Here is a 23,585-nt window from a genome sequence, read left to right as displayed (position 1 = left end):
CAGCTATCGTACCTCGATGGCAAGAGCATCGTCCCTGCATTCCCAGCCCGCCCGTTCCAGTTCCGGCGTGTCCGAGGGTTCTTCCGGCCAGCCGATGCAGAAATACCCGATCAGGCGCCAGGCGTTTGATACGTTAAGGTCGCGGCTCAGCCGGTCGGGATCCAGAATGGAAACCCAGCCCAGCCCAAGCCCATAGCTGCGCAGGGTCAGCCAGAACAGGGTAATCGCTGAGACGACGGAATAGCGCCGCATCTCGGGCATGGACTCAGCCCCCAGACCAAGCCCCTTATCGGTGCTGTCATCGCAGAACACCGCCAATTGCACCGGGGCCTCTTGCATACCTGACAGTTTCAATTGGCTGTAAAGTTGCGCTTTTTCGCCCGAATAGCCTTTCAGGGCCTCGGTGTTTGCGGCTTGGAAATTTTTCAATGCCGCATCGCGTGCGGCTTGGCTTTCGACGCGGATGACGCGCCAGGGCTCACTGAGCCCCACAGAGGGCGCCAGCCGAAACGCGTCGAGACAGCGCGTCAGCACTGCCTCGTCAATTGCGTCAGTGCGGAACCGGCGCACATCGCGCCGGAGCCGCATCAGCAGGTCGAACTGCGTGCGAAAATCGTCGGTGAAAGTCTGATCCCGCACAGCAACCGCCTGCTTACTCTTCTGCAGCTGCGTCTTCAACAGGTGCAGCCGCAGCTTCGGCTGCTTCAGCGGCCTTGGCTGCTTTCTCTTCCGCGCGTTCCTGAGCTTTCTTGCCCGGAGCCCCTTTGTTGGGGTTGTTGCGCTCGGCCTTGTCGCGGGTGCCGGCTGCTTCCAGCATACGTGCGATCCGGTCGGTGGGCTGTGCGCCCTGATCCAGCCAGTACTGGATGCGCTCCATGTTCATTTTCACGCGCTCTTCGCTGTCTTTCGGCAGCAGCGGGTTGTAGGTGCCCAGTTTCTCGATGAAACGGCCGTCGCGCGGCATGCGGCTGTCAGCAGCCACGATGCGGTAGAAGGGACGTTTTTTCGAGCCGCCGCGGGCGAGACGAATTTTCATTGCCATGATGGTATCTCCTTTAGATGGCGTGTGCCGGGAATTGCCCGGTCAATTCTGGTGCTTGTTGAACCGGAGGTTCACTCTTGATGTTTCCGGTGGTGTCGGATGACTTCCTGAATGATGAAATTCAGGAAAGCCTTGGCGAAATCGGGGTCCAGATCGGCCTCTTTCGCCAGGTCTTCTAACCGTGCGATCTGCGCAGCTTCGCGCGTGGGATCGGACGGGGGAAGGTCGTGTGCGGCCTTGAGCTTGCCAACGGCCTGCGTGTGCTTGAACCGCTCGCCCAGCGTGTAGACAAGGATCGCGTCCAGCCGGTCGATGCTTTCGCGATGGTCCTTCAACAGCGTGGCAGCTTGTGTCGCGGGGTTGGTCATTGGCCGGTCCTTTCGGTGGTCAGGTCAATCTGCGGGTGGCGCCAGATTTGAGCGTGCTTGCCCAGAAGCTCGGCGCGTTCAGTTTCCAATGTGGCCCCAAGCCGTTCCGCCAATGCGCGCGAACGATCATTGGCGTGGGCGATATAGCTGATCACACCGTTCAGACCCTGATGTCGCGCTGCGTAGTCGCGCGCGGCGAGTGTCGCTTCGAAGGCCAGTCCTTTTCCTTCAAAGTCGGACATCACTACCCAGCCGAGTTCGGGTTCGGCCCAACCCGGTGCATCCATCATGCCAACCCAACCGGCAAATTGGCCGGTGGATCGTTCGGTAATGTGCCAGCCGCCATAGCCGTGAAGCGCCCAGTGACCAAGACGCCCGGCCAGAGATCTCCACGAGTCCATCTCGTTTCGTGGCCCGCCTACCATGTGGCTGCGTTCGGTGGCAAAGAAAGCGGTGATCGCGGGCAGATCATCCAGATGCGGCGCGCGCAGGATCAGGCGGTCTGTTTCGATGGTGGGGATGGTGAAGGTTGTCATGCGTAAGCCTCCATCCCGCCATCGCCATCAGCCGACAAGTGTCGATAGACCAGAGTCACGCCATCCGCTTCAACGATCTCGCGTTCCACAAACGCGCCGAGTCGTTCTGCCAGACGTTGAGAGCGTTCATTCCCTTTGACGACAAAACTCGCCAAAGTGTCCCAACCGAGTTGCTCGAAGGCAAAGCCGCGCGCGGCACTGGCTGCCTCAAACGCATAGCCGTGGCCTTCGCCGTCTTCGGTGAAGATAAAGCCAAGCTCTGGTTCGGGGTCTTCCGGTTCAAATCCCAGAACGACAAACCCCAAAAGCGTGCCTTCTGTTTTCGTCGCGACCGACCACAATCCATGGCCGCGCAAGGACCAAATGGCCACCATCTGGGCAAAGTCGTACCAAGCGTCTTCACGCGACATGACAGACAAATACCGCGCGCGCGGGCTTGCCACGATCCGGGCGTAGGTGTCAAAATCCGACAAATGTGGCGCGCGCAGAACCAGACGCCCGGTTTCGAGTGTTGGAATGGCACCCGCCACGCGAGACGCCAGTTCAGCCCCCTGAGCATTTGGCGCAGCTTCAAAACGGAAGGTCATTGGATTGACCCCGCGTCCAGATGATAAGTCAACGCCCCGGGATACCACTCTGGCGCAGGCGCATCGGTCAAGCGTGCATTCAGGCGTTCAGCCACGCGCACGGACGGTGTGTTGCCGGGCTGTACGAGGATTTCTAGCAGTGGCCAGCGACACTCGCCCAAAAGGTGATCGCGGACGGCGATGCTGGCTTCGGTGGCATATCCGTTACCCTCGCAGGCTCCGTCCCATAGTGTCCAAGTCAGCTCTGGCACTTTGTTTGCGTCGATGTTCAACGGACCGACATGTCCGATGGGGCGATCATCCAGAGTGATGGTGTAGCGGCCGAAGCCACGGATTTCCCAGTGACCAAGTACGGCCGCAAACTTATCGAAACACTCGGCCTCAGTATAAGGACCCCGCACGAATTTACTACGCGGACCCATGTAATAGGCCGCATATGCAGGCAAGTCCGATGGGTCGGGCCGGCGCAAACGCAAACGTGCTGTAGTTATGTCCGAAGCGACGATCACGTTACTTCTTCTTCCCGAATCCGCTGAGGCCTGGAGGCAGCGCCATGCCGCCACCCATGCCGGGCAAGCCACCGCGGCCACCCATCGCCTTGGCCGCCTGTTCCAGCGCCTTGGGGTCCATGCCGGCCGCCATTTCTTCGGGTGAGGGACCGCCTTTGCCGAACATGCCTTTCATGGCCTGTTTCAGCATCTTGCCTTTGCCCATCTTGCCCATCTTCTTCATCATGTCTGACATCTGCCGGTGCATCTTGAGCAGCTTGTTGAGGTCGCTGACCTCCATGCCGGAACCAGCGGCGATACGTTTCTTGCGGCTGGCCTGCAACAGTTGGGGATTGGCGCGTTCGCGTTTGGTCATCGACTGGATCATGGCGATCTGGCGCTTGAGCACCTTGTCGTCCATGCCCGCCTCTTCGACCTGCTTGGCCATTTTGCCCATACCCGGCATCATGCCCATCATGCCCTGCATGCCGCCCATCTGGATCATCTGTTCCAGCTGCATCTTCAGGTCGTTCATGTTGAACTGACCTTTGACCATGCGCTTCATCATGCGCTCGGTCTGTTCCATCTCCATCGTTTCCTGGGCTTTTTCAACCAGGGCCACGATGTCGCCCATGCCCAGAATACGTCCGGCGATCCGGTCCGGCTCGAAGGTCTCAAGCGCATCCATCTTCTCGCCCAGACCGACGAAACGGATCGGCTTGCCAGTAACGGCCCGCATCGACAGAGCCGCCCCGCCGCGACCGTCACCGTCCATACGGGTCAGAACCACGCCGGAAATGCCGACCTTGGCGTCGAATTCCTCAGCCACTTCAACAGCGACCTGACCGGTCAGGCCATCGACCACCAGTAGGGTCTCGCGAGGATCCACTACGTTGCGGACCTGTTCGACCTCGTCCATCAGGACTTCGTCAATGTGCAGCCGGCCTGCGGTGTCGAGCATGTAAACGTCGTAGCCACCCAAAGTGGCCTGCTGCTTGGCGCGCTTGGCGATGTCGACGGGTGACTGGCCAGGCACGATCGGCAGCGTATCGACGCCAACTTGCGTGCCCAGAACCGCCAACTGATCCATCGCTGCCGGGCGATAGACGTCCAGCGAGGCCATCAGGACCTTCTTGCCCTCTTTTTCTTTCAGGCGCTTGGCGAGCTTACCGGTTGTTGTGGTTTTACCCGAACCCTGCAAACCAACCATCAGGATCGGGGCAGGCGGGTTGTCGATCTTCAGCGCGCCGGGGTCATCCTCGCCACGCAGGGTATCGACCAGCGCGTCGTGTACGATCTTGACGACCTGTTGTCCGGGGGTGATCGATTTCGTAACCGCTTGACCGGTGGCCTGCTCCTGCACCTTCTTGACGAATTCACGCGCCACCGGCAGCGAGACGTCAGCCTCAAGCAGGGCAACGCGGACTTCACGCAGGGCGGTTTTCACGTCTTCTTCGGACAGGGCGCCTTGTTTCGTCAGCCGGTCAAAGACGCCAGAGAGGCGTTCGGATAGATTTTCAAACATGCCTTCGGCCTCCTATGCCGGTTGTCTTATGGCGTGCCCTATGTAGGATGCGCCGGTTAAATGCACAAACGCCCCCTCCCACTGAATTAGACGTGGGGGTAATGCCAAATGGCATTGCCCCCACGGGCGAAACTCGCTGGTGGGGGGCGATCCCTGAACGACTCAAGGGACCGGAAGATCAGACGCTTCCGGATGTTTGGATGGGGCTTTAGGCGGATTGGCTGTCAGAGTCAACCTTGCGCGCCGGAAGCCAGTCGTTAACCGCATCAACCAGTTGGTGGGCGCCGCGACCGTTCGAGAAGGCCTCGACAATGGGATGTCGCCCGGCGCTCATACCTTCATCCAGTATCAGGACAGGGCGATACAGGGTCGATGTCCTATTGTCGCTACGTGAGGTCGTGCTTTCGGTTTCCGCGTGCGAGAGGTTTGAGAGCTTGTGCACGACAGCTTCATAGCCAAAGACGTACTGTCTGCGGATCAGGATGCTGTCCGTGTTGCGATCCAGTATGATCTGCACACGCCGGACAAAGACACAGAAGGCACCGACGCCGATGCCGCCGCCAAATAGCGCGAAGAATAAACCGAAGAGTATACCCTCGCCGCCTTCGCTGGCCATGAATACGCCAACGCTAACAAAGGTCAAAATGAAGAACACCAGCGTTATGCCGATGAACCATGGCGTATTGGACAAGATCAGTTGGTTCGGAGTGTTGCGCGTGACTTTCATGGCGGCACGCTAGCACCGAATACGGCGCCTGTCGTGGCTTGAATTTGCCCCTTAGGTGCGCGATGAGAGCGCCATAGAAGGAGGAGCCCATGGACGCATCATCAGCTTTTCAGGATACATTGCCGCTTAGTTCGGATGCGCTTTTGGCACAGCTGGATGCTTGGGGGCTGACGTATCGCTTGCACACGCATATCCCGCTGCGCACCGTTGAAGACTCCAAGGCGGTTGAAGAACAGTTCATGATCCCTGGTGAGAACGCGCTGCGTCTCAAGAACCTTTATCTACGCGACAAGAAAAAGCGGAACTATCTAGTGACGCTGGAACAAAGCCGCGAGATCGATCTGAAAGCGCTGGGCGCCGAGTTGGGGGTTGGCAGCTTGTCCTTTGGATCGGCGGATCGGCTGTTGCAAAACCTTGGTATCCGCCCCGGTGCCGTAAGCCCCCTGGCGATGATCAACGGCGTTCAGAATGATGTGCGGTTTTTTATGGATAGCGCGGCGCAGCAGGTGGACGTCATTTACATGCATCCGCTGGTCAATGACCGGACCATCGCGATCTCTCGTGGTGATCTGACGACATTCTTCGAAAAGACAGGATGTAACGTGAACTGGTTGCCCTAGGCCCCCTCAAAAGCCAGCGCAAGTGCGGCTGAGGCATGGGCGGCAGGGCCAATCCAGGCCTTGGCTGGGTAACCGTCAAAAGGGTACAGGTCGGGGGATCTATAAAAAGTGCTTTTATCCACGGAAAACTTTGGATCACTTGATGTGACAGGGCTGGTCGGTACGGTTGAGTTGATATGAGCATTGTTTTTTCGAACAAATCCCGAATATACCAGCGGGTATTGTTGGAAATTGCACAATGGTGACACTGCCGTGGATAACTGGGACGAAGTGAGAACGGCCTATCAGGTGGCGCGTATGGGAACCGTTAGCGGCGCGGCTGATGTACTGGGTGTGCATCACGCGACGGTCATCCGCCATATTGATGCGATCGAAGCTCGGCTGGGGGTGAAGCTGTTTCAACGTCACGCCCGTGGGTATACGCCGACCGAGGCGGGTGAAGATCTGTTGAGGGTGGCGCAGGCGACCGAGGATCAGTTCAACCAGCTTGTGGGGCGGATGAAGGGCCGGGGCGATGATGTCTCGGGCGAGCTGGTTGTGACTTCTTTAGCGTCACTGGTGCCTTTGGTGGCCCCGGCGCTCAGCGAATTCCAGCAAGCACATCCGGGCCTGATCGTGCGCTACCTGACCGGGGACCGCTTGTTCCGGCTTGAATATGGCGAGGCGCATGTTGCTATCCGGGCCGGGTCAGCGCCGGACCAGCCGGACAATGTAGTGCAGCCCTTTGTGACTCAGGACGTGGGTTTGTTTGCAAGCAAGGACTACATTGCCCGTCGGGGTAAGCCGCAAAGTGTCGAAGAATTCCCGCAGCATGCTTTTGTCGGTAATGATGACGAAACCAGCCGCGCGCCTTTTGCGCAATGGTTGCGGGCGAATGCCCCGGCCGAGGCGCTGACGTTTCGCTGCTCGAACAATTTCACAGTGGCCGAGGCGGTCAGGGCTGGGGCCGGGATTGGATTCATAGCCCGCTGGGAGGCGGCCCGATATCCAGATCTGGAAGAAGTGATGCAGAACCTGCCGGAATGGTCTGGAAAGCTGTGGCTAGTGACCCATGTCGATCTGCACCGCACCACCAAGGTTCAGGCTTTTCTGAAGTTCCTGAAGGCGAAGTCCAAGGATTGGATCTGTGACTGAGCAAACCCGTGGCCATCTGGCCATGCTGGTCTTTTCGGCGCTGGTGGCGGGCAGCTTTTCGCTGGGATCGATAATTGCGAATGAGATTGCGCCGGCTGCGCTGAATGCCGTGCGCTTTGGAATTGCGGCGGTCGTGATCGGGATCGCCGCCTTCGTTACAACCGGTGTGTCGCGTGCGGCGCTGCAAGCGCCCTGGCGCTACTTGGTTCTTGGAGGTTTGTTTGCCACCTATTTCGTGCTGATGTTCTACGGCCTGCAGACGGCCCCACCGGTCAGCGCAGCGGCTGTGTTTACTCTCACCCCTGTCTTGTCGGCCATTGCCGGATGGGCCTTGTTGCGTCAGATCACAACTCCAAGGATGGCGCTTGCGCTTTCTGTGGGGGCCACCGGGGCGCTATGGGTGATCTTTCGCGCCGATTGGCAGCTTTTCCGCGCCTTTCAGATTGGCCAAGGTGAAGTCATCTATTTTGTTGGCTGTGTCGCCCATGCGATCTACACACCGATGGTGCGCAAGCTGAACCGAGGCGAACCTGCGGTCGTGTTTGCCTTTGGCACTTTGGTCGCGGGATGCGGTCTATTGGTGGCATTTGGCTGGTCAGATTTGGTTAGCACCGATTGGTCGCGCTTGCCGACCATTTTCTGGATCGGTCTATTATATGTCTCCTTCTTCGCCACGGCGGTCAGCTTTGTGCTGGTACAGTTCGCGGCGCTCAGGCTGCCCTCGGCAAAGGTAATGGCCTATACCTATCTAGTGCCCAGCTGGGTCATTCTGTGGGAGATCGCCCTGGGCAACGGCGTCCCAACCGGATTGATCATCATCGGCATCGCGCTGACCGTCTTGGCCTTACTCTTGCTGTTGAAAGAAGAAACGCCCAGCACAAGCGCTGATTTATACACTGCGGATTGAGGCTTGTGTTCGCGTCTGCGTCTGGCACCATGCAATCGGTGAAGATAAAAAATGTCGGGTAGGTCAATGAAACTCACTCTATCGAGCTCAGTCGTGTTGCTATTGGCGGCCTGCGGGCAAAGCAATTTGCAAGGCTCCGGTGACGAGACAATCACGCAAGCCAGTTGTGAGGCATTGGTCTCAGCCGAAAGTGGCGTGCGTATCGACGCCGTCAAAGCGCAGGAAACACAAACGAACCCGACGGGGTCTGTCACAACGGTTCTGGCCGAAGGTCAAAACGACCCGCGGTCGTGTTCGACCGATCAAACGGGTGTCATTACCAGCGTGATACAGGGCTAAACTGGCGGCAAAAGCCTCTGTTGAGGCAGATCAAGGTCCTGAACGTACCCGGTGTCTATGCTTTTCCGTAAGGAGAGGAGGACACCATGTTTCAACATATCATGATACCAGTAGACCTTCATTTGCCACCCGAGGTCCATAAGGCGATTGCCGTGGCCGGTGACATCGCCAAATGGCAGAACGCGCGGGTGACCCTCGTCAGCGTCACGGGCACGCAGCCTGGGGACGCGCCTGTTTCCCAAGATTCAGTTGCTGAGGGGCTGGCTGCGCTTTCCAAGGATCTGACAGCGAAAGCTGGTGTGCAGGTCGAAACCCGAAACATCCATTCCGTCGATGTCGCAGCAGAGGTGGATGGCGATCTGGCTCGTGCGGTAGAGGAACTGGGTGCGGATCTGATCGTCGTCGGAACCCATGCGCCGCGCATCACGGACTATATCTTCTCAAGCCATGCGGGGTATCTGGCGAAACACGCCAAGGTGTCTGTCTTTGTGGTCAGGTAGGACCATCCTGCGACGTGGGCAGTTCCGCTTCCAAAAACCGTTCGAACGCATCTAGGTTGACCGGCTCGAACTGCCCGAATCCCTGCATCCAGACCGAGGCGGCGCGTAACGCGTCTGGCTCCAGCTTGCACCATTTGACGCGTCCGCGTTTTTCCTGAGAGATCAGCTTGGCCTTGGTCAGAATGACCAGGTGCTTCGAGATGGCTGCCAGCGACATCTCGAACGGCTCGGCCACATCTGTCACGGCCATATCATCCTCAAGCAGCATCGCCAGGATGGCGCGGCGGGTCGGATCGGCAAGCGCTGCGAACACGGTATCCAGGTCATTAGACATGGCCCGCTGAACCATACTGCACGGATTTGGTCAACCGATTGGTTGAATATCGGAAATTGCATCGATTTCCGGCCGTGGCGGGCACGCGCATTGTTTCGCTCGTTGTGAAAGTGACAAAATATATATAAATAACAATGCACTAAGATGCGGCAATTCGGGCATTCAACAGCGTTGACTCTGTGCCCCTTCGCCCTTAGCACCTAGCCTCAAGACTGTGCGAGGAAAACGCCCGTGACCGATGACGACCAAAAGCAGCGTATGGCGCAGCTGGAGGCCAAGATCGAAGCGGCGAAAAAGGCCAAAAAGCCTGAGACCCGTGCAGACAGTGACGTATCCGGAGGCGAACTTGCCTGGAGGATGGTCATCGAAATGGTATCCGGTCTGGGGATCGGATTTGGCATCGGATACGGGCTGGATAGCCTGCTCGGGACGATCCCGATCTTTCTGGTGCTGTTCACATTGCTGGGCCTTGTCGCGGGCGTGAAGGTTATGCTCCGCAGCGCGAAAGAGGTTCAAGAGAAACAAGCGGCGGCTGAGGCGGCCGAGAAGGACGAGAGGGACTGAACGTGGCAACTGAGACCACCGCAGCAGAAGGCAGCAGCCTGGTTTTCCACCCGATGGACCAGTTCATCGTTAAGCCGTTGTTTGGTGACGGTGCAGTGGGCATGTTCACGATCACCAACGTGACCCTGTGGCTGTTCCTTGCAATTGTCGCCGTGGTTCTGTTGCTGGTTCTGCCGACCTCGAAACGCGCGATCGTTCCGACACGCATGCAATCGGTTGCGGAGCTCACCTACGGTTTCGTCTATAAAATGCTGGAAGACATCTGCGGCAAGGAAGGCGTCAAGTTCTTCCCCTATGTCATGACCCTGTTCATGTTCATCGTCTGCGCGAACTTCCTGGGCCTGATCCCGACCTCGTTCACCACCACATCGCATTTCGCCGTGACCATCCCGCTGGCGCTGGCCGTGTTCCTGACTGTGACCATCTTGGGCTTCGTCAAGAACGGCGCTGCGTTCCTGGGTCTGTTCTGGGTATCCAGCGCGCCTCTGGCACTGCGCCCAATCCTGGCAATCATCGAGCTGATCTCGTACTTCGTGCGTCCCGTCAGCCACTCCATTCGTCTTGCTGGTAACGTCATGGCTGGCCACGCGGTGATCAAGGTTTTCGCGGGCTTCGCCGCGGTTGCCGTGATCTCGCCCGTGTCCGTTCTGGCGATCACCGCAATGTATGGTCTTGAGGTCCTTGTGGCCTTCATTCAGGCCTACGTATTCACCATTCTGACCTGTGTGTATCTGAAAGATGCGCTGCATCCGTCGCACTAAGGTTCGAACACCCAACATCGAAACTTCCAATTCGTAAGGAGAAACATCATGGAAGGCGATCTCGCACACATCGGCGCAGGCCTGGCAGCAATCGGTTCCGGCGCAGCCGCAATCGGGGTGGGCAACGTAGCAGGCAACTTCCTGGCCGGCGCCCTGCGCAACCCTTCGGCGGCTGCTTCGCAGACCGCAACCCTGTTCATCGGTATCGCGTTCGCAGAAGCCCTGGGGATCTTCGCATTCCTGGTCTCGCTGCTGCTGATGTTCGCCGTATAATCTGCGGAACCTGATCCTTACGCGCAGGTGGGTCCAAGCCATAGCGGCCCACCTGTTGTAAAGACAAGTTTCCGACGGAGGATATCATGGCGACTGAACCCATTACAAAAGAGGTAGCCGGCTCGTGCGTCGACTCCTATGGCTCTGCCATCGGGATGCCGCAGCTCTGCTTCGATTGGTTCCCCAACCAGATTTTCTGGCTGGTCATTACGCTGGTCGTCATCTTTCTGGTCCTGTCCCGCGTGGCTTTGCCCCGCATCGCGGCAATCCTGGCGGAGCGTCAGGGGACCATTACAAATGACCTGGCTGCGGCCGAAGATCTGAAGGCCAAGGCGGTCGAGGCCGAAGAGGCCTATAACAAGGCGCTGGCCGATGCCCGTTCTGAGGCGCAGCGTATCGCAGCGGAAGCCCGCGCCGAAATCCAGGCTGGTCTGGATGATGCGATTGCTAAGGCGGACGCGGAAATCGCTGCAAAGGCGGCTGAATCGGAAAAGGCAATTGCCGACATCCGTGCCGGTGCGCTGGATAGCATTCAAGTGGTTGCCAAGGATACGGCGGCTGAACTGGTCACTGCACTGGGCGGCGAGGCGGATGCCAAAGCCATCGACGGTGCGATCGACGCTCAGATGAAAGGATAAGTGACATGCGGAACACTCTTGCCCTTATCCTGACCCTTTGCGCCGCCAGCCCCGCGCTGGCCGCAAGCGGCCCGTTCTTCTCGCTTGGCAATACCGACTTTGTGGTCCTTCTGGGCTTCATCGTTTTCATTGCGGTTCTGTTCTATTTCAAGGTCCCGGGCATGATCGGTGGTGCTTTGGACAATCGCGCCGAGGGCATCAAGTCGGAACTGGACGAAGCCCGCGCCCTGCACGAAGAAGCCCGCAGCCTGCTGGCCTCGTACGAGCGTAAGCATCGCGAAGTGCAGACACAGGCAGACGCCATTGTGGCCGCTGCCAAGGAAGACGCAGTCCGTGCTGCTGAACAGGCAAAGGTTGATCTGGAAAACTCGATCGAGCGCCGTCTGGCGGCTGCTCAGGATCAGATCGCATCGGCGGAAGCCTCGGCGGTGAAAGAAGTCCGCGATCAGGCGATTTCTGTGGCGGTCTCGGCGGCTAGTGCGGTTCTGGCCAAACAGATGAACGCGGCGCAAGCCAACAAGCTGATTGACGCGTCCATTGCGGATGTGGATGCCAAGCTGCACTGAGCTTGCATCAAATCAGACCCATTAAACCCGGCCTGAGTGCCGGGTTTTTTGTGACCCTTTTATGAAGTTCTTTTGAACATTGCGCTGGATCAAACGTTGCTGCGCGCAGCTATGGGATCCTCTGCCCGACGCTTTGCAGGAGGTTCCAATGCTCGACACTGAACACCACGATCTGCACAAATCAGCACAGCAACTCAGAAACGCCCCGCCGGTGATGGAGGTCAGAAACCTCTCACTCTACTACGGGGCAAAGCAGGCTCTCAAAGATGTAAGCTTTGACTTGTACGCCAGCGAAATCCTGGCTTTCATCGGCCCTTCGGGGTGCGGAAAATCAACCGCTCTTAAATGCCTTAATCGCATGCATGACGAAACCCGTGGTGTTCGTATTGAAGGGTCGATCACCATGGCTGGCGTGGATATTCATCACCCCAGCATCGACCCGCCGATCCATCGCCGAAAATTCGGCTGGGTCGCGCAGAAGCCGAACCCGTTCCCGATGTCGATTTGGGAAAATGTGGCCTATGGCGCCCGACTGCATGGGCTTTGCACCTCGTCAGATGAAGTGTCAGCACATGTCGAACACTGCCTCAGGCGGGCGCATTTGTGGGATGAGGTTAAGGACGATCTGCATCGCAAAGATGGAACAGACTTGTCAGGCGGACAGCAGCAGCGCCTTTGTATTGCGCGCGCATTGGGGACCAAGCCCGACATCATGCTTATGGATGAGCCGACAGGGTCCATCGACCCGATCGCCACCGCCAAAGTCGAAGAACTTATGCTGGAGCTTCGCGAGGATCATAGCATCGTGGTGATCACCCATTCCATGATGGAGGCCCGGCGCGTCGCCGACTGTGTCGCCTATTTCCATCTGGGAGAGTTGTTGGAGCTGGGCCCAACAGAGCAGGTGTTTGAACATCCCGCACATGAAAAGACCCGATCCTTCATTCTTGGCAAGATGGGGTGACAAAGACGGGCCGCATTTGTGGGATGTGGTTCAAACGCGCTTAAGACTCGGCGTGGTAAAGCTCAAACACCGCCTGTCTCATGTTGCAGGCGCTGCTGTGCGATTTCTTCATTGCGCTGGGCCTTTTGCTGATCGCCCATGCAGATTTTGACAAAGTTCAGGTGGTCTTCAACCGCACGGCGCGCGCCTTTTGGGTCGCGGTCTTGCAGGGCCGTGTTGATGGAGCGGTGTTGATCCAGTATGGCATCGCGCGTGGTGCGCTGCTGGAACATGACCTGACGATTGTAGAAAACGCCCTGCCGCAAAAGATCGAACATCGATCGCATCATGTGCAGCATCACGACGTTATGGCTGGCCTCGATGATCGCCATGTGGAATTGCGCGTCCAGATGCGCCTCTTCGTCGGCTGCATTGCGGGCATGTGCGTCTTCCATCTTGTTCAGAATGGTCTGCACAACCTTCAGATCGCTATCCGATCCCAGCCGGGCGGCGCGCTCCGCCGCCAGCCCTTCCATATCGCGCCGGAAGGACAGATAGTCGAACACCGCCTCATCGTGATTGCCGAACAGCCGGATCAATGCGGGCGAGAAGGCTGATCCCAGAACCTCGGCCACATAGATGCCTGACCCGGCCTTGGCGGTCAGCAATCCCTGTTCCTGCAGGTCCGAGATCGCCTCACGCAGCGACGGGCGTGATACTCCCATCCGGTCTGCCAGTTCCCGTTCTGAGGGCAAACGCTCACCCGGGCGCAGGATGCCGCGCAGGATCAGCAGTTCGATCTGGCGAACGACAGCCAGAGACAGTTTTTCAGTCTGAACTTTTTGAAATGGCATAGGGTATTCCGGGTGCGCCAAAATTGGTCAAGTCATTTGACCACGATTGAAGGCGGCGTTCAAGCCGATCACGGTGCTTGAAATAATAGGTCAGCATTATTGACTTAGAAAGTGAAGTGCCTAGTCTGTGCGCTGGGGCAGAGGAGGCCCAGACAGATGGATCAGCTATACGCCACCCGTACATCAAGAATGAAGGCATCCGAAATCCGTGAGTTGCTGAAGCTGCTGGGCCAACCGGGCATTATCTCTTTTGCGGGTGGTATTCCCGATCCTGACCTGTTTCCCGCGGACGCCTTTGCAGAGGCGTTTCAAAACGCACTCGGGCCTGAAAAGCAGGCGCAGGCGCTGCAATATTCAGTCAGCGAAGGGTATGCCCCTTTGCGTGAATGGTTGGCGCATCATATGCGCGGGATCGGTGTGGAGTGTGATGTTGACAACATCCTGATCACCTCTGGTTCGCAGCAGGCGCTGGATTATCTGGGCAAGCTGTTCCTGTCTCCGGGTGATAGGGCGTTGGTTGGCTGGCCGACCTATCTGGGAGCGATCAACGCCTTTGACGCCTATGAACCACGTTTTGACCGGCTTGACCCCCATGGCAATCGCGGCGCGGCGGAATATCGGGATGCTGCCGGTGATGGGGCGGTAAAGTTCGCGTATCTGTCGCCTGACTTTTCAAACCCGACGGGGGAAACCGTTGATCTGCGCGGACGCGAGACATTGCTTGATCTGGCAGAGGAGCTTGATTGTGCCATAATCGAGGACGGGGCCTATCAAGCGTTGCGCTATGACGGAGAGGCCATACCGTCGATCCTGGCGCTGGAGCTTGCGCGCAAAGGAACGATCGAAGCGTGTCGCACGATTTACTGCGGCAGTTTCTCAAAAACACTGTCACCGGGGCTGCGTATGGGGTGGGTCGTCGCGGCCAAACCGATCATTTCGCAGATGGTGCTGTTGAAACAAGCCGCCGATCTGCACTCGGCAACCATCAACCAGATGGCTGTTCACCACGTGGCTGAGACCTGTTTCGACACGCATATCCCTAAGGTCCGTGCGGCCTATCGCGCGCGCCGCGACTCGATGCTGGCGGCGTTGGAACAGCATATGCCAGCTGGCGTTCAGTGGACCCGGCCCGAGGGTGGTATGTTCGTTTGGCTGACTTTGCCGTCAGAAATCGATGGCGCCGTCTTGCTGGAGAGAGCTTTGGAGACAGAAAAGGTGGCCTTTGTTCCCGGTCGGGCCTTTTTCCCGGACGGAAGCGGTGCCGACACGATCCGGCTGAGCTTTTCGAATTCCAACGAAGATGCGATCCGCGAGGGTATTCGCCGCTTGGGTGTCGTGCTGCGCGGGTGAGTGCGGAAAGGTTCTGTTAACCAATTCACTGCAAACCTGCGGGCATGTTTCGGTATCTTGCCCCTTTGCTGCTGGCGGCCTGTTCGGCTGGCACGCCTCATTTCCGCGATCTGCCTGCGACGCGCGTATCGGTCAACGGCAGCGTGTTTGACGTGCGTGTGCGCGGGGAGTTGGCCGAGGCGGTCCGAGTGAACGCTCAATATGCGCCTCGGTTGGGGCCAATCCGGGATCGGGCCGCGCTTGCCATGGCGCAGGTGTCCGGGTGTCCCATTTTGGATGTGCTGGGTGATGCCGCAGTGACGGTCGGAGTGCTAGGCTGTGACCGCGAAGCCGGGGAACGTTTGCTGCTGACTGCAATCTCGCGCCCCAACTACGAATGCATAAACTACGGCGCATCCAGTGGCTATGCCTACGAAGTGTTCGAGTGCACGCCGTATTGAAACACGGGTTTCACCTCGTATTTTGGCAAGATATTGTGGATAACTCGCCGCAATATGCCATATCCTGCGCATACACGTTGACACCTCCGTGATCCGTTGCGCAGACTTCTTACCCATAGGAATCATCCAAAGAGCAGCCATTGCGCTTTAGCAAACTCAAACTGACCGGCTTCAAAAGCTTCGTTGACCCGACCGATCTGATCATCGCGGACGGGTTGACCGGGGTGGTCGGTCCCAATGGCTGCGGCAAATCCAACCTTCTAGAAGCTTTGCGCTGGGTGATGGGCGAAAACCGCCCGAAATCCATGCGCGGCGGCGCGATGGAAGATGTGATCTTTGCCGGGGCGGCCACGCGATCCGCGCGCAACTTTGCCGAGGTTGTCCTGACCATGGACAATTCGGAACGCCTCGCGCCTTCGGGTTTCAATGAAAGCGATCAGCTTGAGATCGTGCGCCGCATCACCCGCGATGTCGGCAGCGCCTACAAGACCAATGGGAAAGATGTGCGGGCGCGCGATGTGCAGATGCTATTTGCGGATGCTTCGACGGGCGCGCATTCGCCTGCGCTGGTGGGGCAGAACCGCATTGCCGAGCTGATTAACGCCAAACCTCGGGCGCGTCGTCGTATCCTGGAAGAGGCCGCCGGGATCTCGGGCCTCTATCAACGGCGTCACGAGGCCGAGTTGAAGCTAAAAGGCACCGAGGCCAACCTGACCCGCGTCGATGACGTTCTGGAACAGTTGGGAGGCCAACTATCGCAGCTTGCGCGCCAGGCTCGGCAAGCCGCCCGCTATCGCGAGATTGGAGAATTGCTGCGTCAGGCCGAAGGCATGCTGCTGTATCGCCGTTGGAAAGAGGCCGACATGGCCCGCCAGCAGGCCGAAGAAAAGCTGCGCGAACGGATCACCGAAGCCTCGCGCGCCGAAGCAGCCGCACGCGAAGCCGGGGTAAAGCGAGCTCAGATCGAAGAAACCTTGCCCCCGTTGCGCGAAGAAGAGGCCATTGCCGCTGCGGTGTTGCAGCGCCAGCAGGTGCAGCGCGATCAGTTGTCCGATCAGGAAACCCGTGCGCGCCAGACGATTGAGACGCTGACCAACCGGATCAAGCAGTTGGGCCACGATATCGAACGCGAATCCGGCCTGAACCGCGATGCGGGCGAGATGATCGAACGGCTGGAATGGGAGGCCCGAGAGCTTGCCAAAGCCGCTGAAGGTTACGATGACAAAGTGGCCGAAGCCGCCGAGGTTGCCCGCGAAGCTGCCACCGTTTTGCAGCAGCGCGAAGATCACTTGTCGCAGGAAACCGAAGATATGGCCCGGTTGGTGGCCCGTCACCAATCGGCGCAGCGCTTGGTCGAGGATAGCCGCAAAACCCTGGCTCGGTCGGAAGGCGAAGAAGAGAAGGCCCGCGCCGCGGTAGATGACGCCCAGCAGGCCCTGACCCGCGCAAGTGAAGCCTTCGCAACAGCCCAGGTCGGAGAGGAAGAGGCCCGCGTGGCGGCGGATGCGGCCGAACAAGCATTGGCGGCTGCGGATGACAAACGCGCAGAGACGCAGGCACGCGAAGCCGAAGCGCGGGCGCAACGGTCCGAGGCCGAAGGCGAATTGGGTGCAATCCGCGCTGAAACCATGGCGCTGGCAAAGCTGGTCGAACGCGACACGGCTGAGGGCGGTCAAGTGTTGGACCTGCTGCGCGTGGCACCGGGGTATGAAAAAGCTCTGGGTGCCGCACTGGCCGACGATCTGCGTGCGCCACTGGTCGAGGGCGATGGCCCATCCGGCTGGGTTCCGATGGCGGGGTACGACAGTGACCAGCCACTGCCCGAGGGGGCAGAACCCTTGGCCTTGCATATCAACGGCCCGGATCGGCTGAGCCGACGGATCGCTCAGATCGGGCTGGTGGATGCGGATCAGGGCGCGCGTTTGCAGGCCCAGCTGAAACCCGGTCAGCGGCTTGTGTCTCGATCCGGCGATCTGTGGCGCTGGGATGGGTTCCGCGCCTGGGCTGAGGATGCCCCCAGCGCGGCGGCTCTGCGGCTAGAGCAGTTGAACAAGCTGGAAGCGCTTAAACAGGAGCTTGCGCGGATTGAAGCACAAGCTGACGGCGCGCGTGCGGCGCATGAGGCCCTGTCAAAACAACTTGCAGAGGTGACCGAAGCCGATCGTGAAGCGCGTGAGGCGCGCCGGGCAGCCGATCAGCGTATGGCCGAAACCGCCCGACAGCTGAGCCGGGCAGAGGCAGACCGCAACCTGGCGCAAGGCAAGCTGGAAACCCTGACATTGGCTGTGGATCGCCATAAAGAGGATGCCATGGCCGCCCGCGCGCAATTGCGCGAGGCCGAAGGTGCCCTGACTGGGTTGGGTGATCTCGACAGTGCGCGGGCGCAGGTTGAAGACATCAAACAGACGGTCGAGGCTGCGCGGATTACCATGCTGACTCATCGTTCGTCCCATGACGAACTACGCCGTGAGGGCGAGGCCCGGACCCGGCGCTCGCAGGAAGTCACTAAGGATCTCAGCGGTTGGCGGCATCGTCTGGAAACCGCCGAGAAACGGATTTCCGAACTTGCGGAGCGCAAGGAAAGTTCCGAGGAAGAACTGACCGAGGCCACAGCGGCACCGAGCGAAATTGCCGCGGCGCGCGAAGAGCTAAACACGCTGATCGAAACTGCCGAGGCGCGACGGGCTGAAGCTGCCGATAAGCTGGCCGCGGCCGAGGCCCAGCAGCGCGAGGTTGTGATGGCCGAGCGTGAGGCAGAACGTCTGGCCTCGGAAGCGCGCGAAATCCGAGCGGCAGCCGAGGCGCGCTGTGACGCGGCGAAGGAAAGCGTTGTTGCGGCAGCTGAGCGGATCGCCGAAGATCAGCAGTTGACCCCGAACCAGTTGTTGAACCAGTTGGACGTGAACCCCGATCAGATGCCCGCTGCCGATGCGCTCGAAGCCGAGGTCAACCGCCACAAACGCCAGCGTGATGCGATGGGCGCGGTGAACCTGCGGGCCGAAGAGGACAGCAAAGAGGTTCAGGAAGAGTTTGACACGCTCAACACTGAAAAGGCTGATCTGGAAGAGGCGATCAAGGCCCTGCGCAGCGGCATAGCCAGCCTTAACCGCGAAGGGCGCGAGCGTCTATTGACTGCATTTGAACAGGTGAATTCAAACTTCGCGATGCTGTTCAAGCATTTGTTTGGCGGCGGAGAGGCCAATCTGGTCATGGTCGAAAGCGACGACCCTCTGGATGCGGGGCTTGAGATCATGTGCCAGCCACCAGGTAAGAAGCTGTCGACCCTCAGCTTGTTGTCAGGCGGCGAGCAAACGCTCACAGCGACCGCGCTGATCTTTGGCGTCTTCCTTGCCAACCCGGCCCCGATCTGCGTGCTGGACGAGGTCGACGCGCCCTTGGACGACGCCAACGTCACCCGCTTCTGCGATTTGCTGGACGAGATGTGCCGCCAGACCGACACGCGGTTTCTGATCATAACCCACCATGCGGTGACCATGGCGCGGATGGATCGGTTGTTCGGTGTTACTATGCAGGAACAGGGCGTCAGTCAGCTGGTCTCGGTCGACCTGAAAAAGGCCGAGCAGATGGTCGCCTGACCCATCACCGTTTCGTTATGATGATGTCGGGCTTATCGCGCTAATTTAGTCTTATGAAACGCGTTCTGATCCCCGCCCTTATCGCCGCCAGCCCGGCCTTCGCCGCCGATTGGCCAACAAAAACCGGTGACATCCCGCTGTCTTCCGACGAATTGGATGCTTTGGCCGGCCAAACGCTGACATTCTACGATGATGGCCAGGCCAGATTTTCGGCAGGTGGGGCCTACTCTTTCACCTATTCCAGTGGTGACGCGGCGTTCGGGACATACTCGATTGCCGAAGATGGCAGTGTTTGTATCGCATATCGCAATGGGTTTGATCGGTGTGATCTGTATGTGCGCAATGGTGAGCGATTGATCCTGATCGATCAAAAAGGCGATAGGTATCCGGTGCGACCGAAGTAATTGACCCGTTATTTGTCGGTTCAAGCGATCATATGATTGAAGATTGAGGAAATCTGTAAAGAAAATTCGGGAAAATCCTCCACACTGCTTTGATACTCTTCTCTCAACTCGAATGGTGAAGAAAGTGATCAGATGTGTCGGTTTTTGGCTTGGGTCGGCAAGCAGCGATATCTTGATGAACTGGTGCTGGAGCAAGAGCAATCTCTTGTCATCCAAAGCCGCAATGCGCTGATTGGAAAGACGCCGATCAACGCGGACGGGTTTGGTCTTGCCTGGTATTCAGACCGAAAGGTGCCTTGCTTTTACAAAGACACGCACCCGGCGTGGTCGGATGCCAACCTGAAACAGCTGGCGCATCATACGAGATCACGGCTTTTTCTGGCCCACGTGCGGGCCTCCACCGGTACGGCGACGTCCCGGAACAATTGCCACCCCTTTGGGGTCGACCGCTGGAGTTTTATGCATAACGGGCAGGCGGGTGGGCATGACCTGATACGGCAGGAGCTGGATGCGATGATCCCGGCGCATCTGTACGGACACCGCTTTGGAGCAACTGAAAGCGAAGCCATCTTTCTGGTTGCACATGGAGAGGGGCTAGATGCCGATCCTATCGGGGCAATGGCGCGCGCCGTGGCGCGCGTCGAACTGGTGTCGAGAGGGAATAAGGTTCTGCCTTACATGAGGTTTGCCGCCTGCTGGTCAGATGGCGAGCGCTTGTATGCGGCACGTTACGCCTCGGATAAACACGCGCCCAGTCTGCACTACCGAACCTGTAAGGACGGCATCATCATCTCGTCCGAACCGCTGGACGGAAACAATGAGGGTTGGATCGAAATCCAACCCAATACGGCGATTGAAACCGAAGGGTCCTCGGTCAAGGTCCATTCGTTCAGACCATTCGAGGCTTTGGATCAGGCCGCAGTCGCGTAAGGCTTTATAGCCGATTCAGTAGGTCTGCGGTAGGCCACCCATCCGCAGGCAGCCCCAGCCGCTTTTGTTCGGCCTGTACTGCGGCGCGCGTGCCCGCGCCCAAAATGCCGTCAATTTTGCCGACGTCATAGCCTTTGGCCTGCAATTTGGTTTGCAGCTGTTTCATCTGCGCACCCGACAGTCCTGCGGGTGGAGTGCCCGCGTCATAGATTTGACCGCCTTCAAGCCGGGTCCCGAAATAAGCAGCGGTCAGCACATAGACAAAGCTCTGATTCCATTCGAAATAAACATCGAAATTTGGATAGGCGAGAAAGGCAGGTCCTTTATGCCCCTGCGGCAGGATTAGCGAGGCCGGAAGGTTGGCCAGAGACCCGCTGCGCGCCTGAACGCCCATGGCTTGCCAATCCGCGACCGAACGTGGTTTGCCAGGGCCAGACAAGGACCAGTCCATCTGGGCAGGAACTATCACCTCTTGCAGCCACGGCTGGCCCGGTTGCCACCCCAGATGTGACAGCATCTTGCCACCCGACACCAATGCATCGGGGGCTGAGGTTTTTAGGGAAACCTTACCATCGCCATCGCCGTCGACGCCATTGTCCAGAATATCTTGCGGCAGCATTTGCACCATGCCGATTTCACCCGCCCAGGCCCCGGTGGTGCGGTTCGGGTCGAAATTGCCCTGGCTGAACAGTTCGATTGCCGCAAAAACCTGCGGTCTGAACAAATAAGGACGGCGGCAATCATGGGCCAGGGTGACCAGCGCGTTGCGCGTATTGAAATCACCCTGAAACGCGCCGTAGTCGGTTTCGAACGCCCAGAAGGCCAGCAAAACGCCCCGTGAGACGCCGTAGTCCCGCTCGATCTGGTCAAACACCGCGTCATATTTGCGCGACATGGATTGCCCTCGGTCGATCCGGTTTTGCGAAATCAGGCGGCGTGAGAAATCGATGAAGGGTTTCTGAAACACCCCCTGAGCCCGGTCAGCGCGTAGCACCGCTGGGTCCTGCTGTACGCCTTGAAAGAAGGCATTCACCGTGGCCTGATCAAAGCCCTTTTGCGCGGCTTCGGATTTCAACCCGTTTACAAACTGGTTGAAACCGCCACCGCATTGGGCAAAGGCAGGTGCCGCAAACAGGGCGGCGGCGAACAGAGAGGGCAATAAACGCATCGGAAGTCCTTCAGAATATAAACGTGATCCCAACCCACACTGACAGAAGGCCGAGTGCAAGCCCCCAGACCCGCCACAAGATGGTACATGCGCGGAAAATCTCCTCCGCTCCGATCTCACGTTCGGCGTTTCCGTTCACCCAAGCCAGATCGCGGAGCTGTCCGTCATAGCTGCGCGGCCCGGCGAGCGCGATGTTCAGCGCCCTGGCCATTGCGGCTTCGGGCCAGCCTGCGTTGGGTGAGATATGACGACGCGCATCTGCGACAATCTCGGCCCAGCGAGACCATTGGCCGGAAAGCGCGATGATCATCAAACAGGTCAACCGTGCCGGGATCAGGTTCAGCAGATCGTCGAACCGGGCCGAGGCCCATCCGAATGCGCGGTGCTTTTCCGTGCGGTAGCCGATCATGCTGTCGGCAGTGTTGACGACCTTGTAGATCAACAGCCCAGGCAGGCCGCCAATCAGGAACCAGAAGGCAGGGGCGATAACCCCGTCACTCAGGTTTTCTGCCGCGCTTTCGATGGCAGAACGGGCGGTTTGGGCCTCCGTCATATCCGTCGTATCGCGGGATACGATCATGGCGACTTTGGCGCGGCCATTCTCCACAGATTGTCGCAGCCCATCGCCCACGGCCCGCACATGTGAAACCAGTGAGTTCTGCGCCAGAAGGATGGCGCAGATGATCACCTCGACCACCGGACCAAACCGGGCCAGTGCCCAGCCCAAGAGGCCAGCCAGGCTGATCAGCAAGATCAAGGTTCCCACGCCTTTCAAACGGCGGTACGGGTGGTGGTTCAGGGTTCTGTCCAGTGTAGCAACCGCTTTCCCCATGATCACCGCAGGGTGGCGCAAGCGGGACCAGAGCCAATTGGGCTCGCCCAGTACCGCGTCCAGCAGCATGGCGCAGGTCAGCATGAACGCGGTGCTCATAATGCGTTTTCCAGCTGGCTCCATCCGTCTGACGGGGGCAGCCCAAGGCGCAGATAGGTGTCGGAATAGGGGAAGATGCGGCTCCAGATATGCCCGCGCGCCAGACGGTTTCGCCAAATCTGCGCGTTGTCGACCTTATACAGGCGAAACAAGGTGGTGCCGCCAACCAGCTGCGCGCCTCTGTTCAGAAGCAATGCGTCCAGACGGTTCGCGCTGGCGACCAGTTTTGCGCGTGTCTCCTCAGCCCAGCTTACGTCTTGCAAAGCAGCGGTACCTGTTCGCAGGGCCGGGCCGGACACGGACCAAGGACCGGTCAGGTCGTTCAGCCGAGAGATCATGTCAGGCTGACCGATCGCAAAGCCAAGCCGCAGCCCAGCCAAGCCCCAGAACTTGCCGAAACTCTTGAGAACTACGACACCAGGGCGGGCAGTTAAATGGATCAGAGACGCCTCTGGGCTCACGTCGCAAAAGCTTTCGTCAATCACGGTCAAGGGCGCATTGGCATCCTCTTCGCGCCAGAGGTGACCGTCTGGGTTGTTCGGGTGCACGAGAACGCGCGCATCGGCGGGGCCGTCTTCCTGAACCTGCCAGCCTTGCGCCGCAAAGGCCGCTGCATGTTCATTATAGGTGGGCGTTGTGATTTGCACCCGCCCGGCAGGCGCAAGCGCGGGTAGGCGTGCAATCACAGCGGATGCGCCGGGGGCGGGCAGTATCTGCGCATCCTTCGGCACATTCCAAAAGTTCCGCGCAGCCTTACAGAGCTGTTCAAAGGCGCCATGATCGGGCAATTGCATCCAATCTTCGGGCCGGAAGGCCGGCAGGTCATAGGGGTGTGGGTTGATCCCGGTCGACAGGTCGATCCAATCGCCGCGGGTGCCGCCATAGTGCTTGATCGCCTGATCCAGCCCACCGCCATGGTCGCGTTCGGCGCGCGGATCTAACATGTTGTCACTCATCGCGCCTTAAGCCTCAAACGCCAAATTTGCCTTGCTTCAAGCGGATTTTTGCCGTTTTGACAAGCAAATCCGAATGATCAGCGCGTGTCGCTGGCGTCGTTAAC

29 protein-coding genes are annotated in these 23,585 nt (G+C 58.8%); 16 read left to right on the top strand and 13 right to left on the bottom strand.

Features of this window, described 5'->3' with window-relative positions; genetic code table 11:
* Nucleotides 1-3 precede the first annotated feature (3 nt).
* From bluB to AC2FFE_RS13820, 8 genes are all read right to left on the bottom strand, one after another.
* Nucleotides 4-639, bottom strand: coding sequence for a 5,6-dimethylbenzimidazole synthase (gene bluB / locus AC2FFE_RS13855; protein ID WP_496846916.1), 636 nt, complete (start codon nucleotides 637-639; stop codon nucleotides 4-6).
* A 13-nt stretch (nucleotides 640-652) separates the two neighbouring features.
* Nucleotides 653-1,042, bottom strand: a complete 390-nt coding sequence (rpsP, locus tag AC2FFE_RS13850) for a 30S ribosomal protein S16 (RefSeq protein ID WP_496846915.1) — start codon at nucleotides 1,040-1,042, stop codon at nucleotides 653-655.
* 71 nt (nucleotides 1,043-1,113) lie between these two features.
* A complete protein-coding gene (locus AC2FFE_RS13845; RefSeq protein ID WP_496846914.1) occupies nucleotides 1,114-1,410 on the bottom strand; it encodes a chorismate mutase in 297 nt (98 codons plus the stop codon).
* Nucleotides 1,407-1,946 (bottom strand): GNAT family N-acetyltransferase, encoded by a 540-nt coding sequence (locus AC2FFE_RS13840; RefSeq protein ID WP_496846913.1) that lies wholly within the window; start codon nucleotides 1,944-1,946, stop codon nucleotides 1,407-1,409. The genes AC2FFE_RS13845 and AC2FFE_RS13840 overlap by 4 nt, the downstream gene beginning before the upstream one ends.
* Complete coding sequence (locus AC2FFE_RS13835) at nucleotides 1,943-2,533, bottom strand: GNAT family N-acetyltransferase (RefSeq protein WP_496846912.1); 591 nt, start codon at nucleotides 2,531-2,533, stop codon at nucleotides 1,943-1,945. Before AC2FFE_RS13835 ends, AC2FFE_RS13840 begins: the two co-directional genes overlap by 4 nt.
* The gene (locus AC2FFE_RS13830; protein ID WP_496846911.1) at nucleotides 2,530-3,042 is read right to left on the bottom strand and encodes a GNAT family N-acetyltransferase; all 513 of its coding nucleotides are present in this window, start codon (nucleotides 3,040-3,042) and stop codon (nucleotides 2,530-2,532) included. Before AC2FFE_RS13830 ends, AC2FFE_RS13835 begins: the two co-directional genes overlap by 4 nt.
* 1 nt (nucleotide 3,043) lies before the next feature.
* Nucleotides 3,044-4,546 carry a signal recognition particle protein gene (gene ffh / locus AC2FFE_RS13825; protein ID WP_496846910.1) on the bottom strand — a complete coding sequence of 501 codons (1,503 nt, stop codon included), beginning with the start codon at nucleotides 4,544-4,546 and terminating at the stop codon, nucleotides 3,044-3,046.
* Nucleotides 4,547-4,754: 208 nt separating this feature from the next.
* Nucleotides 4,755-5,273, bottom strand: coding sequence for a hypothetical protein (locus tag AC2FFE_RS13820; protein ID WP_496846909.1), 519 nt, complete (start codon nucleotides 5,271-5,273; stop codon nucleotides 4,755-4,757).
* A gap of 89 nt (nucleotides 5,274-5,362) precedes the next feature.
* On the opposite strand from AC2FFE_RS13820, the gene AC2FFE_RS13815 reads away from it, so the two are divergent.
* The 5 genes from AC2FFE_RS13815 to AC2FFE_RS13795 all read left to right on the top strand — a co-directional run bounded on the left by AC2FFE_RS13815 (nucleotide 5,363) and on the right by AC2FFE_RS13795 (nucleotide 8,773).
* On the top strand, nucleotides 5,363-5,893 hold the full coding sequence (locus AC2FFE_RS13815; RefSeq protein WP_496846908.1) for a prolyl-tRNA synthetase associated domain-containing protein: 531 nt from the start codon (nucleotides 5,363-5,365) through the stop codon (nucleotides 5,891-5,893).
* 252 nt (nucleotides 5,894-6,145) lie between these two features.
* Entirely contained in the window at nucleotides 6,146-7,027 is an 882-nt protein-coding gene (locus tag AC2FFE_RS13810; RefSeq protein WP_496846907.1) for a LysR family transcriptional regulator, read from the top strand.
* Nucleotides 7,020-7,934, top strand: a complete 915-nt coding sequence (locus AC2FFE_RS13805) for a DMT family transporter (protein ID WP_496819854.1) — start codon at nucleotides 7,020-7,022, stop codon at nucleotides 7,932-7,934. The genes AC2FFE_RS13810 and AC2FFE_RS13805 overlap by 8 nt, the downstream gene beginning before the upstream one ends.
* A 66-nt stretch (nucleotides 7,935-8,000) precedes the next feature.
* A complete protein-coding gene (locus tag AC2FFE_RS13800; RefSeq protein ID WP_496846906.1) occupies nucleotides 8,001-8,273 on the top strand; it encodes a hypothetical protein in 273 nt (90 codons plus the stop codon).
* A gap of 86 nt (nucleotides 8,274-8,359) precedes the next feature.
* Nucleotides 8,360-8,773, top strand: coding sequence for a universal stress protein (locus AC2FFE_RS13795; protein ID WP_496819856.1), 414 nt, complete (start codon nucleotides 8,360-8,362; stop codon nucleotides 8,771-8,773).
* Here the strand turns inward: AC2FFE_RS13795 and AC2FFE_RS13790 are convergent.
* Nucleotides 8,766-9,107 (bottom strand): ArsR/SmtB family transcription factor, encoded by a 342-nt coding sequence (locus AC2FFE_RS13790; RefSeq protein ID WP_496846905.1) that lies wholly within the window; start codon nucleotides 9,105-9,107, stop codon nucleotides 8,766-8,768. The genes AC2FFE_RS13795 and AC2FFE_RS13790 overlap by 8 nt on opposite strands.
* Nucleotides 9,108-9,338: 231 nt before the next feature.
* On the opposite strand from AC2FFE_RS13790, the gene AC2FFE_RS13785 reads away from it, so the two are divergent.
* The 6 genes from AC2FFE_RS13785 (at nucleotide 9,339) to AC2FFE_RS13760 (ending at nucleotide 12,873) form a co-directional block, all read left to right on the top strand.
* Nucleotides 9,339-9,671, top strand: a complete 333-nt coding sequence (locus AC2FFE_RS13785) for an AtpZ/AtpI family protein (RefSeq protein ID WP_496846904.1) — start codon at nucleotides 9,339-9,341, stop codon at nucleotides 9,669-9,671.
* A gap of 2 nt (nucleotides 9,672-9,673) precedes the next feature.
* A complete protein-coding gene (locus AC2FFE_RS13780) occupies nucleotides 9,674-10,432 on the top strand; it encodes a F0F1 ATP synthase subunit A (RefSeq protein ID WP_496819858.1) in 759 nt (252 codons plus the stop codon).
* A gap of 48 nt (nucleotides 10,433-10,480) precedes the next feature.
* Complete coding sequence (locus tag AC2FFE_RS13775; RefSeq protein ID WP_005981269.1) at nucleotides 10,481-10,705, top strand: F0F1 ATP synthase subunit C; 225 nt, start codon at nucleotides 10,481-10,483, stop codon at nucleotides 10,703-10,705.
* 86 nt (nucleotides 10,706-10,791) lie between these two features.
* Nucleotides 10,792-11,343: a F0F1 ATP synthase subunit B' gene (locus tag AC2FFE_RS13770; protein WP_496846903.1), complete on the top strand. Its 552-nt coding sequence runs from the start codon at nucleotides 10,792-10,794 to the stop codon at nucleotides 11,341-11,343.
* A gap of 5 nt (nucleotides 11,344-11,348) precedes the next feature.
* A complete protein-coding gene (locus AC2FFE_RS13765) occupies nucleotides 11,349-11,909 on the top strand; it encodes a F0F1 ATP synthase subunit B (protein WP_496846902.1) in 561 nt (186 codons plus the stop codon).
* Between the two features lie 214 nt (nucleotides 11,910-12,123).
* The gene (locus AC2FFE_RS13760) at nucleotides 12,124-12,873 is read left to right on the top strand and encodes a phosphate ABC transporter ATP-binding protein (protein WP_496846964.1); all 750 of its coding nucleotides are present in this window, start codon (nucleotides 12,124-12,126) and stop codon (nucleotides 12,871-12,873) included.
* A gap of 62 nt (nucleotides 12,874-12,935) precedes the next feature.
* Here the strand turns inward: AC2FFE_RS13760 and AC2FFE_RS13755 are convergent, their stop codons facing one another.
* Nucleotides 12,936-13,706 carry a FadR/GntR family transcriptional regulator gene (locus AC2FFE_RS13755; RefSeq protein WP_496846901.1) on the bottom strand — a complete coding sequence of 257 codons (771 nt, stop codon included), beginning with the start codon at nucleotides 13,704-13,706 and terminating at the stop codon, nucleotides 12,936-12,938.
* Nucleotides 13,707-13,862: 156 nt separating this feature from the next.
* Between AC2FFE_RS13755 and AC2FFE_RS13750 the strand changes: the two genes are divergently transcribed.
* From AC2FFE_RS13750 to AC2FFE_RS13730, 5 genes are all read left to right on the top strand, one after another.
* Nucleotides 13,863-15,056, top strand: coding sequence for an aminotransferase-like domain-containing protein (locus AC2FFE_RS13750; RefSeq protein ID WP_496846900.1), 1,194 nt, complete (start codon nucleotides 13,863-13,865; stop codon nucleotides 15,054-15,056).
* Between the two features lie 44 nt (nucleotides 15,057-15,100).
* Entirely contained in the window at nucleotides 15,101-15,496 is a 396-nt protein-coding gene (locus AC2FFE_RS13745) for a hypothetical protein (RefSeq protein WP_496846899.1), read from the top strand.
* Nucleotides 15,497-15,636: 140 nt separating this feature from the next.
* Nucleotides 15,637-19,092 carry a chromosome segregation SMC family protein gene (locus tag AC2FFE_RS13740; RefSeq protein WP_496846898.1) on the top strand — a complete coding sequence of 1,152 codons (3,456 nt, stop codon included), beginning with the start codon at nucleotides 15,637-15,639 and terminating at the stop codon, nucleotides 19,090-19,092.
* A 53-nt stretch (nucleotides 19,093-19,145) separates the two neighbouring features.
* Nucleotides 19,146-19,496 carry a hypothetical protein gene (locus AC2FFE_RS13735; protein ID WP_496819867.1) on the top strand — a complete coding sequence of 117 codons (351 nt, stop codon included), beginning with the start codon at nucleotides 19,146-19,148 and terminating at the stop codon, nucleotides 19,494-19,496.
* 132 nt (nucleotides 19,497-19,628) lie between these two features.
* The gene (locus AC2FFE_RS13730) at nucleotides 19,629-20,426 is read left to right on the top strand and encodes a class II glutamine amidotransferase (protein ID WP_496819868.1); all 798 of its coding nucleotides are present in this window, start codon (nucleotides 19,629-19,631) and stop codon (nucleotides 20,424-20,426) included.
* A 4-nt stretch (nucleotides 20,427-20,430) separates the two neighbouring features.
* Here AC2FFE_RS13730 and AC2FFE_RS13725 read toward each other — a convergent pair whose 3' ends face one another.
* The 3 genes from AC2FFE_RS13725 to AC2FFE_RS13715 are packed head-to-tail and all read right to left on the bottom strand — an operon-like array spanning nucleotide 20,431 to nucleotide 23,469.
* Nucleotides 20,431-21,594: a lytic murein transglycosylase gene (locus AC2FFE_RS13725; RefSeq protein WP_496819869.1), complete on the bottom strand. Its 1,164-nt coding sequence runs from the start codon at nucleotides 21,592-21,594 to the stop codon at nucleotides 20,431-20,433.
* A gap of 10 nt (nucleotides 21,595-21,604) precedes the next feature.
* The gene (gene cbiB, locus AC2FFE_RS13720; protein WP_496819870.1) at nucleotides 21,605-22,525 is read right to left on the bottom strand and encodes an adenosylcobinamide-phosphate synthase CbiB; all 921 of its coding nucleotides are present in this window, start codon (nucleotides 22,523-22,525) and stop codon (nucleotides 21,605-21,607) included.
* The gene (locus tag AC2FFE_RS13715; RefSeq protein ID WP_496846897.1) at nucleotides 22,522-23,469 is read right to left on the bottom strand and encodes a threonine-phosphate decarboxylase; all 948 of its coding nucleotides are present in this window, start codon (nucleotides 23,467-23,469) and stop codon (nucleotides 22,522-22,524) included. Before AC2FFE_RS13715 ends, cbiB begins: the two co-directional genes overlap by 4 nt.
* Between the last annotated feature and the right edge of the window lie 116 nt (nucleotides 23,470-23,585).

The organism is Ruegeria sp. YTSA168, assembly GCF_059610045.1.
The sequence above is the reverse complement of the archived record's forward strand: the minus strand, read 5'-3'. Positions and strand labels throughout refer to the sequence as shown.

Coding starts and splice junctions, on each gene's coding strand:
- rpsP (WP_496846915.1), bottom strand. CDS start 1,042: ATGGCAATGAAAATTCGTCTCGCCCGCGGCGGCTCGAAAAAACGTCCC.
- AC2FFE_RS13845 (WP_496846914.1), bottom strand. CDS start 1,410: ATGACCAACCCCGCGACACAAGCTGCCACGCTGTTGAAGGACCATCGC.
- AC2FFE_RS13840 (WP_496846913.1), bottom strand. CDS start 1,946: ATGACAACCTTCACCATCCCCACCATCGAAACAGACCGCCTGATCCTG.
- AC2FFE_RS13835 (WP_496846912.1), bottom strand. CDS start 2,533: ATGACCTTCCGTTTTGAAGCTGCGCCAAATGCTCAGGGGGCTGAACTG.
- ffh (WP_496846910.1), bottom strand. CDS start 4,546: ATGTTTGAAAATCTATCCGAACGCCTCTCTGGCGTCTTTGACCGGCTG.
- AC2FFE_RS13820 (WP_496846909.1), bottom strand. CDS start 5,273: ATGAAAGTCACGCGCAACACTCCGAACCAACTGATCTTGTCCAATACG.
- AC2FFE_RS13815 (WP_496846908.1), top strand. CDS start 5,363: ATGGACGCATCATCAGCTTTTCAGGATACATTGCCGCTTAGTTCGGAT.
- AC2FFE_RS13800 (WP_496846906.1), top strand. CDS start 8,001: ATGAAACTCACTCTATCGAGCTCAGTCGTGTTGCTATTGGCGGCCTGC.
- AC2FFE_RS13795 (WP_496819856.1), top strand. CDS start 8,360: ATGTTTCAACATATCATGATACCAGTAGACCTTCATTTGCCACCCGAG.
- AC2FFE_RS13790 (WP_496846905.1), bottom strand. CDS start 9,107: ATGTCTAATGACCTGGATACCGTGTTCGCAGCGCTTGCCGATCCGACC.
- AC2FFE_RS13775 (WP_005981269.1), top strand. CDS start 10,481: ATGGAAGGCGATCTCGCACACATCGGCGCAGGCCTGGCAGCAATCGGT.
- AC2FFE_RS13770 (WP_496846903.1), top strand. CDS start 10,792: ATGGCGACTGAACCCATTACAAAAGAGGTAGCCGGCTCGTGCGTCGAC.
- AC2FFE_RS13765 (WP_496846902.1), top strand. CDS start 11,349: ATGCGGAACACTCTTGCCCTTATCCTGACCCTTTGCGCCGCCAGCCCC.
- AC2FFE_RS13760 (WP_496846964.1), top strand. CDS start 12,124: ATGGAGGTCAGAAACCTCTCACTCTACTACGGGGCAAAGCAGGCTCTC.
- AC2FFE_RS13755 (WP_496846901.1), bottom strand. CDS start 13,706: ATGCCATTTCAAAAAGTTCAGACTGAAAAACTGTCTCTGGCTGTCGTT.
- AC2FFE_RS13750 (WP_496846900.1), top strand. CDS start 13,863: ATGGATCAGCTATACGCCACCCGTACATCAAGAATGAAGGCATCCGAA.
- AC2FFE_RS13745 (WP_496846899.1), top strand. CDS start 15,101: ATGTTTCGGTATCTTGCCCCTTTGCTGCTGGCGGCCTGTTCGGCTGGC.
- AC2FFE_RS13735 (WP_496819867.1), top strand. CDS start 19,146: ATGAAACGCGTTCTGATCCCCGCCCTTATCGCCGCCAGCCCGGCCTTC.
- AC2FFE_RS13730 (WP_496819868.1), top strand. CDS start 19,629: ATGTGTCGGTTTTTGGCTTGGGTCGGCAAGCAGCGATATCTTGATGAA.
- AC2FFE_RS13725 (WP_496819869.1), bottom strand. CDS start 21,594: ATGCGTTTATTGCCCTCTCTGTTCGCCGCCGCCCTGTTTGCGGCACCT.
- cbiB (WP_496819870.1), bottom strand. CDS start 22,525: ATGAGCACCGCGTTCATGCTGACCTGCGCCATGCTGCTGGACGCGGTA.
- AC2FFE_RS13715 (WP_496846897.1), bottom strand. CDS start 23,469: ATGTTAGATCCGCGCGCCGAACGCGACCATGGCGGTGGGCTGGATCAG.